This window comes from Photobacterium iliopiscarium, assembly GCF_003026395.1.
GTDB classification, from domain to species: Bacteria; Pseudomonadota; Gammaproteobacteria; order Enterobacterales; family Vibrionaceae; genus Photobacterium; species Photobacterium iliopiscarium.
Genome location: NZ_PYOO01000001.1, coordinates 673,398 through 688,381 on the forward strand (window position 1 = coordinate 673,398; position 14,984 = coordinate 688,381).

Annotated in this window: 14 protein-coding genes; 7 read left to right on the forward strand and 7 right to left on the reverse strand. The window is 38.0% G+C overall.

Going from position 1 to position 14,984, the window contains the following annotated elements; translation table 11 throughout:
- Positions 1 to 155: 155 nt before the first annotated feature.
- Positions 156 to 866 carry a purine-nucleoside phosphorylase gene (gene deoD / locus C9J51_RS02850; RefSeq protein ID WP_045035434.1) on the reverse strand — a complete coding sequence of 237 codons (711 nt, stop codon included), beginning with the start codon at positions 864 to 866 and terminating at the stop codon, positions 156 to 158.
- 440 nt (positions 867 to 1,306) lie between these two features.
- Between deoD and C9J51_RS02855 the strand changes: the two genes are divergently transcribed.
- Entirely contained in the window at positions 1,307 to 1,513 is a 207-nt protein-coding gene (locus C9J51_RS02855) for a DUF3283 family protein (protein ID WP_045035435.1), read from the forward strand.
- Between the two features lie 212 nt (positions 1,514 to 1,725).
- Positions 1,726 to 2,124: a hypothetical protein gene (locus tag C9J51_RS02860; RefSeq protein ID WP_231579342.1), complete on the forward strand. Its 399-nt coding sequence runs from the start codon at positions 1,726 to 1,728 to the stop codon at positions 2,122 to 2,124.
- Positions 2,125 to 2,212: 88 nt separating this feature from the next.
- Here the strand turns inward: C9J51_RS02860 and C9J51_RS02865 are convergent, their stop codons facing one another.
- Positions 2,213 to 2,452 carry a hypothetical protein gene (locus C9J51_RS02865; protein WP_045035436.1) on the reverse strand — a complete coding sequence of 80 codons (240 nt, stop codon included), beginning with the start codon at positions 2,450 to 2,452 and terminating at the stop codon, positions 2,213 to 2,215.
- Positions 2,453 to 2,730: 278 nt separating this feature from the next.
- Here C9J51_RS02865 and C9J51_RS02870 point away from each other — a divergent pair, with 278 nt between their 5' ends.
- Positions 2,731 to 3,009: a hypothetical protein gene (locus C9J51_RS02870; protein WP_045039798.1), complete on the forward strand. Its 279-nt coding sequence runs from the start codon at positions 2,731 to 2,733 to the stop codon at positions 3,007 to 3,009.
- Between the two features lie 78 nt (positions 3,010 to 3,087).
- On the opposite strand, the gene C9J51_RS02875 is transcribed toward C9J51_RS02870, so the two are convergent.
- The gene (locus C9J51_RS02875) at positions 3,088 to 4,569 is read right to left on the reverse strand and encodes a C69 family dipeptidase (RefSeq protein ID WP_045039799.1); all 1,482 of its coding nucleotides are present in this window, start codon (positions 4,567 to 4,569) and stop codon (positions 3,088 to 3,090) included.
- 275 nt (positions 4,570 to 4,844) lie between these two features.
- Here C9J51_RS02875 and C9J51_RS02880 point away from each other — a divergent pair, with 275 nt between their 5' ends.
- From C9J51_RS02880 to C9J51_RS02890, 3 genes are all read left to right on the forward strand, one after another.
- Positions 4,845 to 5,531 carry an outer membrane beta-barrel protein gene (locus C9J51_RS02880; RefSeq protein ID WP_052667925.1) on the forward strand — a complete coding sequence of 229 codons (687 nt, stop codon included), beginning with the start codon at positions 4,845 to 4,847 and terminating at the stop codon, positions 5,529 to 5,531.
- A 172-nt stretch (positions 5,532 to 5,703) separates the two neighbouring features.
- Positions 5,704 to 6,585, forward strand: coding sequence for a 6-carboxytetrahydropterin synthase (locus C9J51_RS02885; RefSeq protein ID WP_045039800.1), 882 nt, complete (start codon positions 5,704 to 5,706; stop codon positions 6,583 to 6,585).
- Between the two features lie 221 nt (positions 6,586 to 6,806).
- Complete coding sequence (locus tag C9J51_RS02890) at positions 6,807 to 9,182, forward strand: Lon protease family protein (protein WP_107274851.1); 2,376 nt, start codon at positions 6,807 to 6,809, stop codon at positions 9,180 to 9,182.
- Between the two features lie 159 nt (positions 9,183 to 9,341).
- Here the strand turns inward: C9J51_RS02890 and cspE are convergent, their stop codons facing one another.
- Positions 9,342 to 9,554, reverse strand: coding sequence for a transcription antiterminator/RNA stability regulator CspE (gene cspE, locus C9J51_RS02895; protein WP_045035441.1), 213 nt, complete (start codon positions 9,552 to 9,554; stop codon positions 9,342 to 9,344).
- Between the two features lie 422 nt (positions 9,555 to 9,976).
- Between cspE and C9J51_RS02900 the strand changes: the two genes are divergently transcribed.
- Complete coding sequence (locus tag C9J51_RS02900; RefSeq protein WP_045035442.1) at positions 9,977 to 10,348, forward strand: hypothetical protein; 372 nt, start codon at positions 9,977 to 9,979, stop codon at positions 10,346 to 10,348.
- Between the two features lie 104 nt (positions 10,349 to 10,452).
- Here C9J51_RS02900 and C9J51_RS02905 read toward each other — a convergent pair whose 3' ends face one another.
- The 3 genes from C9J51_RS02905 to norR form a co-directional block, all read right to left on the reverse strand.
- Positions 10,453 to 11,475 carry a hybrid-cluster NAD(P)-dependent oxidoreductase gene (locus C9J51_RS02905; RefSeq protein WP_045040074.1) on the reverse strand — a complete coding sequence of 341 codons (1,023 nt, stop codon included), beginning with the start codon at positions 11,473 to 11,475 and terminating at the stop codon, positions 10,453 to 10,455.
- Positions 11,476 to 11,591: 116 nt separating this feature from the next.
- Positions 11,592 to 13,253, reverse strand: coding sequence for a hydroxylamine reductase (gene hcp, locus C9J51_RS02910; protein WP_045040075.1), 1,662 nt, complete (start codon positions 13,251 to 13,253; stop codon positions 11,592 to 11,594).
- Positions 13,254 to 13,432: 179 nt separating this feature from the next.
- On the reverse strand, positions 13,433 to 14,956 hold the full coding sequence (gene norR / locus C9J51_RS02915) for a nitric oxide reductase transcriptional regulator NorR (protein WP_045040076.1): 1,524 nt from the start codon (positions 14,954 to 14,956) through the stop codon (positions 13,433 to 13,435).
- Positions 14,957 to 14,984 lie beyond the last annotated feature (28 nt).

Below are 14,984 nucleotides of genomic sequence, written 5' to 3' on the forward strand. Positions count from 1 at the left end.
TAATTGAAATAATGATATGGAGATACTGTTAACATTATTAATTTATTGAGCGAGGTAAATATTAGCAGGTATAAAAAAAGTGAAAAACGTATCAATAGACATGTTTTTCACTCTTGTTCTATAGCGTTATAGACGGTGTATTACCGTTATAAAAATTATAGATTGATTGCAGTTTCTAATGCTACGTTCATCATTTCATTGAATGAATGTTGACGTGCTTCTGCACTTAGTTTCTCGCCACGTTTGATGTGATCAGAAACAGTTAGAATAGTCAGTGCTTTAGCACCAAGCTCTGCTGCAACACCGTAGATGCCAGCTGCTTCCATGTCTACACCTAGGATGCCTAGTTGTTCCATTTTATCGAACAGACCTACTTCTGGGCTGTAGAATAAATCAGCAGAGAATACATTACCAACACGAACGGCAACATTTTGTGCACGTGCTTGGTTTACTGCTGTTTCTAATAAGTGGTAATCAGCAATAGCCGCAAAATCATGATTAGCGAAACGAATGCGGTTAACTTTAGAGTCAGTTGAAGCACCCATTGCAATGATAACATCCATTAATTTAACGTCATCATGAACAGCACCACAACTACCAATACGAATGATGTTTTTAACACCAAAATCTTTGATTAGTTCATGAACGTAAATAGAGCATGATGGAATACCCATGCCATGACCCATTACTGATACAGGTTTACCCTTGTAAGTACCAGTAAAACCGTACATGCCGCGTACATCACATACACGTTTTACATCTTCTAGGTAAGTTTCTGCAATAAACTGCGCGCGAAGTGGATCACCCGGCATTAGAATTGTTTCTGCAAAATCGCCAACTTCAGCATTGATATGTGGAGTAGCCATGAAGAGCTCCTAGGTTTATGAGTTATCAGAAGCAGAGTTTGTGCTTCAATTTATGGTAGTAGTTTATGAAATAAAATATCCAAATCTTGAGATCTTGATCACAAAATTCAGGCTATTTTATTTAATCAACAACATTGATTACCAAATCTGTTGAAACTGTGAGGGGTATCGTTTTCTTTTTTATAGTTGTTTAAATGTAAAATTAAGCGATTATTAATGAATTCAATATTTAACTAATTAATAATATAGGTTTTTATTTTTATGGGTGTGTTTTTTTTATCTGTTATTAAAAAATTGATCGCAATAAAAATGTAATGGATTACATTGAATAAGATTGAGTAAAGGTCATTTTTTGATGATAAAAATAATCAATGTTGAAAGAGGTTCTTGTTGGTCATGATCTTGGGTAGAATTAACAAAAAAGGCAGTTTGAGAATAATATGTATAATTTAACCCAATTATCCGACAGTGAAAGAATGCGTATCGAACTAGATAAGCAAGCTTCCTATACTGTTTGGAAAGTTAAAAATGGCAAAGTAGGTTATGAAGCGTTTGCTGAGCTAACCAATAACATTGAAGATGATGATGAACGTGAGTTTTGCCAACAAGCGATTATTAAATATAAATCCCAAATGGGGGTTAATTAATAGGCGTAATTAGTCAGATAAATTGCAAGCTACAAAGGGTTATGTATGCCGCTTAGGGCATTTAGCATAATAGCTATAATTATTGATGATATGACGTTTTATCTGTTTTGATCGTATCGTATTATTACTGTACGAATACTGGCTTAAAATAGAGATTATTGCCTTAATATTGCGTATTATGCGTGCGGAAATTAATCAAATGGTGAACGATAGTGAAGACAACTGAATTTTCTGCTCTTGATGACGATAATAATAAACCTGAATTATCATTTTCATTACACGCAGAAAAACGTTCTGGGCATAAAGCGCCACTGGCGAATACCCCTGATTTTAGCCAACCTGCATTGGGTTTAGATGCAGGTAATGACAACATAGCGACTGAAATTATGACAAAGCCTCGTTCTAAGCGTTTAACGGATTGCCCTGCTTGTGATGGTACGGTATCTCGTCGTGCACATTTCTGTCCTCATTGTGGTGAACCCGATCCTTCGCGCCATATGCAACGAACACAATGGGTTTCTCGTATTGTGTGGACAGTGATTATTGTTGCGGTAGCTTGGTATACTTACACATCTTTAGTACCACTTATTGTTGATCGTCTTAAAGGATGATGTAGCATAAAACTGACTTTTTAAGCCATAACCCTAATAGCTGTGATGAAGTATTAGGGTTTTTTATTACGTATTTATTGTTTATTAATTAATGTGTTTTTTGCATACCACGGGTTTGATTCATGGTCCGTGATCCCGCAGTACCATAGCTATTAATGTCATAGCGATTAGGTGAATATCCAATGCGAGTACGATAACGACGATCGAGTGGATATAAATTTATATTATAACTATCGATAAGTTGTTTGATGACCACATCCATTTCTTTTTGTGGTGTATTTTGTTCTCTAAGATAGTAATAAAGATTCTCTGCGCGTTGTTGATTCATTGTGCCCTCCGAGGGGAAATATTTGCTGAGAAGTAATTAGGAATACACAGGAAAGTTGATTGAATAACAACAAAGGTATTGCTGTTATGTGGCACAAATTATAATCAATATTGAAGAAATGATAATCGGGTAAATACTTAAATGACTTTTACCAAAATGTAATAATAAAGCGGCGATTAGGTTAATTATTTCAGTATTTGAATGTAACGAAGAATTTGTTTGCTTAATGATGTATTTTAGCTAACAATAAAACAGTGTTCAAATGTGGGTATATTAATATGTTAAAGCAAAGCATGAAAATAAAAATGATCAGTATTGGCGTTGGCATCTTGATTTTACCATGGCTACCGTTACTTATTAGTCAATATTCATTTATTGATGCAATAAAGGATGTTGTCGGTGGTATTGCGTTTACATTAGGGTGGGGGCTGGGTGTGCCTACTGGTATCAGTTATGGAATAGCGGTTATTATTTTATTATTGCCAATGATTGCTGTTTATTACGGTATGAAACGCATATTAACCACAATAATGACCAATGAATCAGAACCGAGATAAAAAAAACAAGAAGATCAATGTGTGATCTTCTTGTTAATATAAACGATTAATTTTCGTTAATTACAATAATTACAAAAATCATGCACCTTCGAAATGATAAGTCATATCAGTGGTATATGTCATTTTTGTAAATAAAGTATTGGTCAATTGTTCGGTTAAAGCGAGTGCGTCAGCGACCGTGGTTTTCTCAAAATCATTGATTAATGCTTGCGCTTTTTTAGGCTGGCGTTTGTACATTTTAAGGTAATTTTGTTCAAGTTCACGCTGTTTTGATGCGGTTTTTACTTCAAACTTATGGTAAGCCGTTTGCACAATTGGAGAGAACACTTTCCAGTTGGTCATCGCAAGTGTTTGTAGTTTACGGAAAGCCCAGTTAGCAGAGGCACTGTCAGCATTATTAGTACCAATCGTTAATGCATGTGGTACTTCAGTCATACCTTGGTAATAAGGTAAGTAAACGCCAAGTGCACTCATGCCATATGAGATGTATTCAACATCACCAATAGCGGTTGGTAAATTAGGGCGTACTTGTAACACGTGTGATTCTTGAGTACGGAATACAGAAATAGGGCGGTAAGCTTCTTTAGGGTTTTGTGTTGCGTAAGGGTCGTGTGATGTACCCTGGTAATGATTACGCAAACCTTGTTCAACATCAGCAACGCTAAGTTTTCTGGTTGGTTTTAAAAATACAGGGAAAGTTGTACCTTGATTAATCTTGGTCGTTAAACCTTGAGTGTACATATGTTGCAACGTCCACACGCGTGGATAGTTATAGGTTACATCGTTCGGTGTGTCTTGTGAGTAAGCGGCGTGGAAGTTGAAAGGTTTGCCTACTTCTGATTGGTATAAACCATGTTGTTCTGCAAAGCTCACTAATTCTGGCGATGCCATATAATTAGGATTTTTCGGTAAATACGTACTTAAACGGCCTTGGTTGGCAGAAACAAAATATTGATCAGCAGGGATTTTTTCAGCCATCCATTGATGACCACTGCCTGTTTCTAAATACCAAATACCCGTATTATCAACAAACGCAACCCCAAAACCTTCTGCTGCCCCTTGAGTTTCAATGATTTTACCAAGTAACGCTACGCCTTCTTTTGCAGAGTGAATACGCGGTAAAATCACATTTTCAATGGCATCTTCACCAATCCCTGTTTTGGTTATATATGGGTCAGCTTTTAGTGCTTTAGCGCCATTATAAATGGTTTCTGTTGCTGAAAGCCCAACACCCGCAGAGTTAAAGCCGACTTCGCCCATGCTCTTATTATGGGTATCAAAATCTGACATTGAAGTGTATTGCAATGCGTTTTTAGCAGCAGGATAACTAAAGTTATTGGCATTACCATGGAAGTCAGCTTGTTGCATTTTTTCTGCTGGATGGAAAACAAAATGCTTGGCATTAGTCGCTTGGTAATCTTCATTACGAGCAACAATGTAAGAACCGTCTGTTGTTGCTTGGTTACCGACTAGAATAGTTGTACAAGCACTTGCAGGAAGCGCGATGACAGCGGTTAATGCTGTGGTTATCGCTGATGCGAGAAAAGTTATTTTTTTCATTGTTTAATTAATTGATTGGGTAGTTGATCTGTTATACGGGGAATTTTGTGTTTGTTTTGTGAGGAATGTCACCTTTAAATATCTCTAATAAGTATAATTATTTTTCAGTTTTATACGTTATTTCACTATTACAAATAAAAATTCGACATTATTTATCACGGCGACTGGTCATGTTATTTCTCGGGATTAAATCATTATTAAGGTATTATGCAATTTATATTAACTATCATTGATATAATGTCATTATTATAACAATAAGAGGACAAAGCTAAGTCATGATCAATAAAACACTTATTATTAGTGCACTCACTTCGCTATTATTATCAACCTCAGCTCAAGCTGCTGAACCTTTTGTATTACAACCTGTTACTGATAATAATACGACGACACCGTTAGTTAAATTTGATGATAGCACTCATTACTTTATTGGTTTAACAGGCGGCAGCAGTAATATTAGTATGACGGCGGGTACTGTTAATGGTAATAACACGACGTTGATCAATCGTTTTTCATCACCGGATGCAGCGGGATTTGTCGGTGTTGATTTGGGTTTTTATACTGCTGGTGGATCTGGCCGTATTTATTACAGCTGGCAAAAAATGAGTGCTCAGTCTGATTTTGACGGTATTAAAGCGATTGAAACAGATGTGACATTACACCTACTCAATGCGGATTATATTTTCCGTGCGGGTCAAGCCATCAATCCTTTTATCGGCGCACACTTAGGGTATATGACCGCAGATCTTAAAGGTCAAGATTATGGTTCGCATAGTCAATCTGGGCAAGTTCTTGGTGTTCAAGCGGGTGTCGCTTGGCGCATTTCAAATCATATATCGGCAGAAATGGGCTTACGTGTTACTGCAACCCAAGGCGAAGATATTAAACCATGGTCGTCAAATAAAGTGGCTTCACAAATAAAGAGTGTCTCAACAGGATACGCATCAGTGAATTACCGTTTTTAAGCGATAATTTCAATCGTGTACCTGCGTTGTTATCGCGGCAATGTCTTGGTGTCATCACGACACTGGATTATTTTATTAAAGGGTAAGAAAACTGAAGGTTTACTCGTCCGTTTAGCCGCGTATAATGCATTGCCCTAGTAAACGACAACCATTATCAATAAAGGACTTCACCTTGAAGCTATTCGTTAGAGACCTCACTGTAATTGACGCATCTTACTTGTGCCCACAACGGGGAATGGTGGGTGAAAGCTGGATCCTTGATGTGGTGATGTCGGGTGAGTTGAATGAAATGAGCATGGTGCTTGATTTCAGCCGTGTAAAAAAACAAATTAAACAACTTGTTGATCAATATGTTGATCACCGATTACTGATCCCTGCAACATCTACGGCTATTCATACGGCAACAACTAAAACTGATTATATGACAGTTGATTTAATCAGTAATGTGCATGCGATTCATCTGCATAGCCCTGAGCAAGCTTTTTGCTTTATTGATACTGATGCGATCACTATTGAGAGTGTGACTCAATATTTACACAAATTATTGTTAGGCCATTTACCGAGTAATGTACAAGGGTTAGAAATAACCTTGCGCCATGAAAAGATAGACGGTGCATTTTACCATTACAGCCACGGCTTGAAAAAACATGATGGTAACTGTCAACGTATTGCTCACGGTCACCGTTCACCAGTAGAGTTAGTGGTTAATGGTCAACGCAATGCTGATTTAGAGCAGCAATGGGCACAACGCTGGCACGATATTTATTTAGGCTCACAAGAAGATGTTATCAGTGTTAGTGAGTTAAATTTAAGTTCAGCCGCGGCTAATATTAATGACGAAACTCATTACGGTTTTCGTTATACCGCACCGCAAGGGGAATTTGAATTAGCGATTGCTAAATCGGCGACTGAAATTTTAGCCACGGACACCACGGTTGAATTACTGGCGAGCTATATTGCAGAGCAAGTTAAACCACAATTAATCGCAACCGATCGGCTTGATGTTTTTGCTTACGAAGGTGTAGGTAAAGGTGCGATGGTAACGCTAGATTAATCATCAATTGTTTGCTTTGTAATTGATTAAACGATAAAAAATAAGCTCAATATGATATTTGTTGTTATAAAAATATCAGGTTGGGCTTTTTTATGGTTAAAATTTCATCAAAAAGTCGTTAATAGTGAGAGCATTAGCACTAAATCAAGTTAATATCACTTAATCGTCTGTTATTTGTGCGTATTATTAATGATAAATGTCATAAATGAGAGGGATCGATTATGCCTTTAGCGCCTCTAAGCAGTGACAAGCTGTATCGTATTGCAGCCCTAAATGGATTGAGTGATGCGTGTAAGTCAACCAAACACCTTACACCATTAGATGAAATAGTTGGCCAAGAACGCGCGCAACATGCGGTTGAATTCGCGATGTCGATAAAAGAAAAAGGCTATAACATTTATGCCATTGGTCGTAATGGTTTAGGTAAACGTACTATGGTCATGCGTTATCTAAATCGGCATGAGCCTAATGGTAATAGTCATGTATTGCATGATTGGTGTTATGTGTCGAACTTTGGCGATACGCGCTGTCCGAAAGTGTTAAAACTACCCGCAGGGGAAGGGTGTAGTTTTAAAAAAGACATTGAAAATTTAATGAAACGGTTAGTCAAAGCGTTTCCGCTAGCGTTTGATAATGAACTTTATTATTCACGGGCTGAAAAGTTAAAATCAGAATTAACCTCGAAACAAGAGACAACCCTAAAGTCATTAACGAAAAGTGCGGAAGAACGCGGTATTAGCGTTTCAATCACAACCCAAGGTGATTATCAGTTAGTGGCGATGAATGGCAAAGAACCACACAGTGAAGATAGTTTTGCAGCATTGTCAGTGGATGATCAACAGACATTTGAAAATACCATTAATGATTTAGAAGTTGAGTTGCGTGACATTGTGCGAAAGCTGACTGAATGGGAAGAACAATATTCAGATAAGCAGCAAAAGCTTGATGAAAATATTGCAAAAGAAGTTGTGGGTCATTGCATTAAAGATCTTCAGCTTAAATATAAAAAAATTGCCGATGTAAAAGCTTATTTAGCGGATATGTATGCAGATATTTTAGATAACATTGATATTTTCTTAGAAGAAAATGAAGAACAAGTGGCACTCGCCTATGCTTCATTGGATAAAAAAATGCCGCGTCGTTATCAAGTTAACGTGTTGGTACATCAATCTGATATCTGTAAATTTCCTGTCGAAGTTGAAGAAAGCCCAAGTTATCATTCCATCTTTGGTTATGTGGAGAATGCGACTTATAAAGGCACTGTTTTTACTGACTTTTCGTTAATTCGTGCGGGTAGTCTTCATCGTGCTAATGGTGGCGTGTTGATGATGGATGCGGTGAAAGTGCTTGAGCGTCCTTATGTTTGGGATGGCCTTAAACGTGCTTTACGCGCACAAAAGCTAAACTTAAGCTCACTTGAACGAGAAGTGACACTGTCTGGAACCATTTCATTAGAACCAGAAGCCATTCCGCTGAATGTGAAAATTATTTTGTTTGGTGATTATCAAACTTATCAATTATTACAACATTATGATCCTGAGTTTAAAGAGCTATTTCGTGTAACGGCTGATTTTGAAGATGATATGCCGCGTAATGATGACTCAGAAGAGCATTATGCACGTTTTATCGCCAGTATTGTTCATGATAACGATATGCTGCATTGTGATCGTAAGGCTATTGCGCGAATCATTGAATACAGTTCACGCCAAGCGGAAGATCAAAATAAGTTATCGTTACATTCAGCGGATATTGCCAATTTATTGCGTGAAACGAATTACGTGGCGCGAGCATCAAATGCCACTATGATTCGCTGTAGTCATGTTGAACAAGCGATGCTCAATCAAGAACTGCGGGTCAGTCGCTTAAAAGATCATGTGATGCAAAACTTCGTAACAGGCACTACCTTGTTAGATGTTCACTCACATGCGGTGGGGCAAGTGAATGCGTTATCGGTGATTGCAACGTCTGACTATCAGTTTGGTGCACCGAGTCGTATTACCGCGACAACCGCTTATGGTAATGGTGAAGTGTTTGATATTGAACGTAGTGTTGAATTAGGCGGCAATATTCACTCAAAAGGAGTAATGATTTTATCGGCGTACTTAGCATCTGTGTTTGGTAAAACCGCTAAGATACCATTAACCACCCATCTGACCTTTGAGCAATCCTATGGTGGTGTCGATGGCGATAGCGCTTCTATGGCGGAAGTGTGTGCGATTGTGTCTGCTTTTTCAGGGTTACCATTACGGCAAGATATCGCGATCACTGGCTCAATGAATCAGTTTGGTGAAGCTCAGCCAATCGGTGGTGTGAATCAGAAAATTGAAGGCTTTTTTGATGTGTGTGGCATCAAAGGTAGAACACCAGGACAAGGGGTTATGATCCCTGAGTCAAACGTGCACAATTTAATGTTACGAAAAGACATTGTTGAAGCGGTTGAAAAAGGTGAGTTTACCATTTGGGCGATTAGTCATGTATCACAAGCGATTGAAATATTTACGGGTAATGCGGTAGGGGTCGAAGCGGAACAAGGTTTTTATCCATCAAATACAGTTTTCGGTTTAGTACAAAGTAAGCTTAATGCACTGCGTCGGTAGTGATTGATGTGAATGGGTATTAATAGCCGGACGCGTTGTTGAAGAGATTGAATTAAAAGCTGACTTGTTAAACGTTGGCTTTTTTTCTTTTTACTAAATAACAGATATAAAAAATGCCGGCCTTAGCCAGCATTTTTTTCATTTATCAATAAAGATAAATTATAGAGCTACAACGTTTGCAGCTTGAAGACCTTTTTGGCCTTGCTCTACTTCAAAAGACACTTTTTGGCCTTCAGCAAGAGTTTTGAAACCTTCAGAAGCGATAGCACGGAAGTGAACGAATACGTCAGCGCCGCCGTTGTCTTGAGTAATGAAACCAAAACCTTTCTCTTCGTTAAACCATTTTACTAGACCAGTTGTTTGATTAGACATGTGATGTCCCTTATTAGTTGAGATTAATTAACCGCTAAAATGCGATGTGCTACGTGGTTAAATTATTAATGTTACTGCCAATACAAGGGAAACACAGAGATACAAAACGAAAACGTCACTGTAACTTTTAGTTTAACTTTTACTTGGTGTTGCATTTAATAACTCTTAAACAACAGAGCGAGACGGATAATAGCAGGTGTGTTGCTGATGTATACTTATTTTTCTGTTTTTTTGAAAAAACTTATAGGTTCCTGCCAAAAAGAAGCCTATTTGTTTTATTTATTAATGGATTTTGGGTGTTAGTTGTTTAGAACAAAGCTTAATATGGCATTATGATTTGGAGTATCCATAATCGTTCGTGCTTATAGGATATACAAATAGTATATTAGTACTAGAAATGAACGAAAACAGGGGAAGCAATAATGACTCATGAAACTAAAACAATGGAAGTGCCTGTTGCTATCGCTGAAAGAGTGCAAGCACTTATTGATGGGTTTAAAGCAAAAGAAATATTTAAGGCTGAGCGTAAGGCGGTAGTGAATAACTTCCTTGCGATGGATGGTCTTAGTTGCGAAATGGCTGTATATAGCTTACCGCAAACTGAATTGCTTGATACGCTTCGTTTTGTCTATGAATTGTCAGGTACAAACAGCAAATTCATTACAAATATTCTGATCCAATCGCGAGAAAACCCTAAGAAAGTGTTGTCCGATGCTCAGAGAACTGCGGCTAAAAGCCTATTATTTAATTTGATTAATGATCCATCTGTTGTTTCAGCGATGAAAGAAATTTAATCTTATTAATTGATAATAAAAAAACCTGCATTTACTCTCTATTTTGCAAATAAATGGAGAATTAAGATGCGGGTTTTTATTTAACATTCGCGCGCGGTCGATGATTAAAAACTGACGTCGGTGTTATCGATCAATGTTGATGAGCAGGCAAGTACATAGCCTTGTTCAATCTCTGCTGCCGTTAAGGTCATGCTACTGCTTGAGTTGACACTGTTCGGTGTTACTTTACAACGGCAAGATCCACAGACACCGCTACGACAAGCTACAAGAAGAGGTAATCCTGCACTTTCAAGTGCGGCTGCTAAATTATCACCATGATTAGCCGTTAATGTTTGACCAAAAGCCGGTACATTGAGTGTTAATGCGGTGGTGAGTGTTTCTGTGGCGGCTATTGGGGTGAAACTTTCTTGAAAAAATTGTGCCATATTAAATTCAAGTTGTTGTAAGTATTGACTTACATCTTCCATAAATCCTTCTGGGCCACATAAATAAACTGTTCGTTGATGCAAGTTAGGCGTGAGCTGTTCTAGCCATGTTTTATCTAATCGACCTTGATGGCAGTCTGTGTTCACTTTATCTTTCAAAAGTAGCTGTAAATTAAAGTGACTATTATCACGATCTAATTGATTAAGCTGTTCAAAAAAGAGAGTCTGTGACGGACTTTTTGCGACATGAATAAAGCAAATATCAATATTCGCGTTATGTTCAAGCCAATATTTAGCCATAGAATAAACTGGCGTAATGCCGCAACCGGCACTGATCAATAATACACTTTGGTTTTCAGGTGGATGATCAATACAGTTAAAGTCACCTGTTGGTTTTAATAATTGTATTTTTTCGCCAATAGCCAATGTATCTACAAGGTAAGTTGATACTTTGCCGCCATCCACCCGTTTAATCGTGAGTTCTAAGGTTGATTGTTGCGGTGTTGAACTGATTGAATACGCACGAAATAGTAATTTATCATCGATGCGTATACCTAAACTAACAAATTGCCCTGGTTTAAAATCAATGGATTCGGCACCAACCAGTGGCTGTAATTCGATGGTTACAGTGTCTGGTGTTTGTTGCCATTTATTAATACAAACAAATGTTTCTGGTTGGTGATTTTGCCATTTATCTAACATTATCATGCCTATAAAAAATCGAAATGAATAAATAAAGCCCCTATTATTTATATAAACAACAGGTTATATAAACAACAGGGGCAATAATGTTATACGTCAATGCTATACGTGTAAGATTACGCGCCTAAGATAGTTTTAAGATCTGCCTCAGGGGTTGAGATCGAACGCATATCGAATTTTTCAGCAATAATAGCCAATAGGTTATCGGTTAAAAATGCAGGTGCTGTTGGACCTGTATAAATACCTTTAACACCTAATGCAAATAAGGTTAGTAAGATCACAATCGCTTTTTGTTCAAACCAAGATAACACTAGAGTTAGTGGTAATTCGTTAATACCACAATCAAATTCTTTCGCTAATGCGAGTGCTAACTGAATGGCTGAATAAGCATCATTACATTGGCCCACATCGAGTAAACGTGGAATACCATTAATGTCGCCAAAGTTATTTTTATTAAAGCGATATTTACCACAAGCTAACGTTAAGATTAGTGAATCTTGAGGAACTTGTGCAGCAAAATCAGTGAAATAACTGCGTTCTGCTTTCTCACCGTCACAACCACCAACAAGGAAGAAGTGGCTGATATTGCCTTGTTTAACTTGATCAATAACAGCCGGCGCGGCTGCCATTAATGCATTGCGACCAAAACCGATAGTGATCATATGTTCGATTTCAGTGTGCTTAAAGCCGTCTAATGCTAATGCACAATCAATAACTTGAGTAAAATCATCACCTTCAATATGTGCGACACCAGGCCATGCCACGATGCTACGTGTAAAGATACGATCTGCATATTGACCTACATTCGGGTTAATTAGGCAGTTTGATGTCATTACGATTGCGCCAGGGAAATTGGCAAATTCAATCTGCTGGTTCTGCCAAGCACTACCGTAGTTACCCACTAAGTGAGGGTATTTCTTCAGTTCAGGGTAGCTGTGAGCAGGTAACATTTCACCATTGGTGTAAACGTTAATATTTTTGCCTTCAGTTTGTTGTAGGATCTTTTCAAGATCGTGCAAGTCATGACCTGAAACTAAAATACATTTACCTTGAATTGGCTTAACGTTAACTTGGCTTGGTACTGGGTGACCAAAGGTATTGGTCTCGCCTAAATCAAGCATCTCCATTACTTTGTAGTTCATTAGACCAATTTCCATTGAACACTCAAGTAATGCATTTAGATCAGTAGGATCTGTGCCTAACCAGCCCATGATGTGATGGTATTGTGCATAAATAGCATTGTCTGTTTGCTCTAACACACGCGCATGCTCCATGTAAGCCGCTGCGCCTTTTAGGCCATATAAACACAATAAACGTAAACCAATGACATCTTCATTGATGGTTTCATAGCCGCGGTTAACCGCAACTTGTGGTGCTAACGCTAAGATAGCATCAATATTATCGGGTAATTCAAATTCAGCCACTGCGGGTAGGGTCGGTAATGGCTGTTGTGCTAGTGTCATTGCAGCGGTAACAGCTTGTGTTAAGCGTGCTTTGTAACTGGCAGCAAGATTGGTTAGCGCTAGAATGCGATCGCGATCAAAGTTAACATTGGTTAAGGTTGAGAAGAATGCACGTGGTGCCCAATGGTTAATTTCGTCGTCAACAATATCAAACTTCTGTGCAAGATCTGCCCAATATGATACCCCTTGTAAGGTATAAACTAGCACATCTTGTAGATCTGAAATTTCAGCAGTTTTACCGCACATACCTGCGGCGTAAGAACAGCCTTTTTTAATGGGTGTTTCTATTGTCTGTTCACATTGAATACAAAACATGAAAAAGCTCCAGCGTTTGATTATCTAATTATAAATATGATCTATTTACTATATAGCATTAACTGTGCCAGTTTTTATGTTGTTGTTTTTAATATGTTTATTTGAATTTTCATTTATTGATGATGTTATAAATACATCACTTTTGTTGTAAATATGACATCATTATTTTTATGCTAGTATTATTTGATACCTAATTTTTTCCCCATTCGGTAGAGATTACCGCGATCCATTTGTAAAAATTCTGCTGATTTTGCCCAGTTTTTGTTTGTTTTTTCAAGCGTGTGTTCAATTAGTTGTTTTTGGTAGTGTTCGACTAATTGACGCATGGGTTGTGATTGTTCGGGGAAAAATGACGATGTGTTTTTAACATCACTTGTGGGCGGGAGATCAAAATATTGATTTGTGATGGTGTTTTGTTCATCTTGTATTGCTCGTAAGGCTGCTCGTGTAAGTGTATGTTCTAACTCACGAATATTACCAGGCCATGGTTTTGATTCAAGCATACTTAATACTTTAGGATGAATATGAAGATTGGGAATATTAAATTGGTGACGGACTTTTTCTAATAAGTAGCCAGCAAGAACGGGAATATCGTCATGGCGTTCACGCAATGATGGTACAAAAATAGGGAATACATTAAGACGGTGATATAAATCGGCTCGAAAATGACCAAGCTCGACTTCGGCTTCTAACTGACGATTTGTTGCTGCAATAATTCGCACATTGACGTGTAAGTGTTGATCGCTGCCGACACGTTGAAGTTCACCTTGTTGGATCACCCGTAATAGTTTTGCTTGTAAAATTAAAGGTAATTCGCCAATTTCATCTAAAAATAATGTTCCACCATCAGCTAATTCAAATTTACCTGCTCGATGACTATTTGCGCCTGTGAATGCTCCTTTTACATGACCAAATAACTCACTTTCCGCTAATCCTTCTGGCAATGCGGCACAGTTAATATAAATCATTGGTGTATCAGCACGTGCAGATTGAGCATGAATAGCATGAGCGACCAGTTCTTTACCCGTTCCTGTTTCACCACTAATAAGCACTGCATAATCAGACTTTGCAACGGTGGCAATATTGGTTCGTAATCGTTGCATAACGGCACTGATTCCGACCATTTCACCTTGTTGTAAACGTGCTTGTTGGATCAGTGTATTTGTGAGTGATTTTTGCTTTTTATTTTGATCTTTAAGTGCATTAAATTGAGCAATATTACGTAATGTTGCCGCTGCTAAAGCGGCAAAGGTTTCAATAGCAACGGTTTCAATGTCATCAAATGCGCCAACGGTTAAGGAATCTAACGTTAATACTCCAACTAATTGACCTTCGACATACAAGCTGCAACCTAAACAATCATGAATATCAATGGTTTGTTGTTCATTAAGTAAAATGCCATCAAAAGGATCGGGTAATGGTGAATCGGCATCAAACCGGACCGGTTGTTTACTGGCCATAATTGCTTCTAAACGCGGATGGGCTTGAGGGTAAAAGCGTCGTCCTAATACGGCAGGGGATAAACCTTTAACCGCAATCGGTGTTAATAGACCTTCTTTATCCAATATAAAGAGTGCACTTGCATCACAGGGAAAGACTTGATCGATACCATCAATGAGATGTTGATAATGCTGTTTACTCGCAAGGTTAGCGCTGAGGTTAAGGGCTATGTTAAGCAGTACATTATCGAGTTTTGAATTCATAATAACCTAGTCGATGCTGATGATGGAA

What these genes read in the sequence shown, in the direction of transcription:
- C9J51_RS02900 (WP_045035442.1), top strand. Translation starts at nt 9,977, where the DNA reads ATGACTCATGAAACTAAAACAATGGAAGTGCCTGTTGCTATCGCTGAA.
- C9J51_RS02905 (WP_045040074.1), bottom strand. Translation starts at nt 11,475, where the DNA reads ATGTTAGATAAATGGCAAAATCACCAACCAGAAACATTTGTTTGTATT.
- C9J51_RS02865 (WP_045035436.1), bottom strand. Translation starts at nt 2,452, where the DNA reads ATGAATCAACAACGCGCAGAGAATCTTTATTACTATCTTAGAGAACAA.
- C9J51_RS02890 (WP_107274851.1), top strand. Translation starts at nt 6,807, where the DNA reads ATGCCTTTAGCGCCTCTAAGCAGTGACAAGCTGTATCGTATTGCAGCC.
- C9J51_RS02880 (WP_052667925.1), top strand. Translation starts at nt 4,845, where the DNA reads ATGATCAATAAAACACTTATTATTAGTGCACTCACTTCGCTATTATTA.
- deoD (WP_045035434.1), bottom strand. Translation starts at nt 866, where the DNA reads ATGGCTACTCCACATATCAATGCTGAAGTTGGCGATTTTGCAGAAACA.
- norR (WP_045040076.1), bottom strand. Translation starts at nt 14,956, where the DNA reads ATGAATTCAAAACTCGATAATGTACTGCTTAACATAGCCCTTAACCTC.
- hcp (WP_045040075.1), bottom strand. Translation starts at nt 13,253, where the DNA reads ATGTTTTGTATTCAATGTGAACAGACAATAGAAACACCCATTAAAAAA.
- cspE (WP_045035441.1), bottom strand. Translation starts at nt 9,554, where the DNA reads ATGTCTAATCAAACAACTGGTCTAGTAAAATGGTTTAACGAAGAGAAA.
- C9J51_RS02870 (WP_045039798.1), top strand. Translation starts at nt 2,731, where the DNA reads ATGTTAAAGCAAAGCATGAAAATAAAAATGATCAGTATTGGCGTTGGC.
- C9J51_RS02875 (WP_045039799.1), bottom strand. Translation starts at nt 4,569, where the DNA reads ATGAAAAAAATAACTTTTCTCGCATCAGCGATAACCACAGCATTAACC.
- C9J51_RS02855 (WP_045035435.1), top strand. Translation starts at nt 1,307, where the DNA reads ATGTATAATTTAACCCAATTATCCGACAGTGAAAGAATGCGTATCGAA.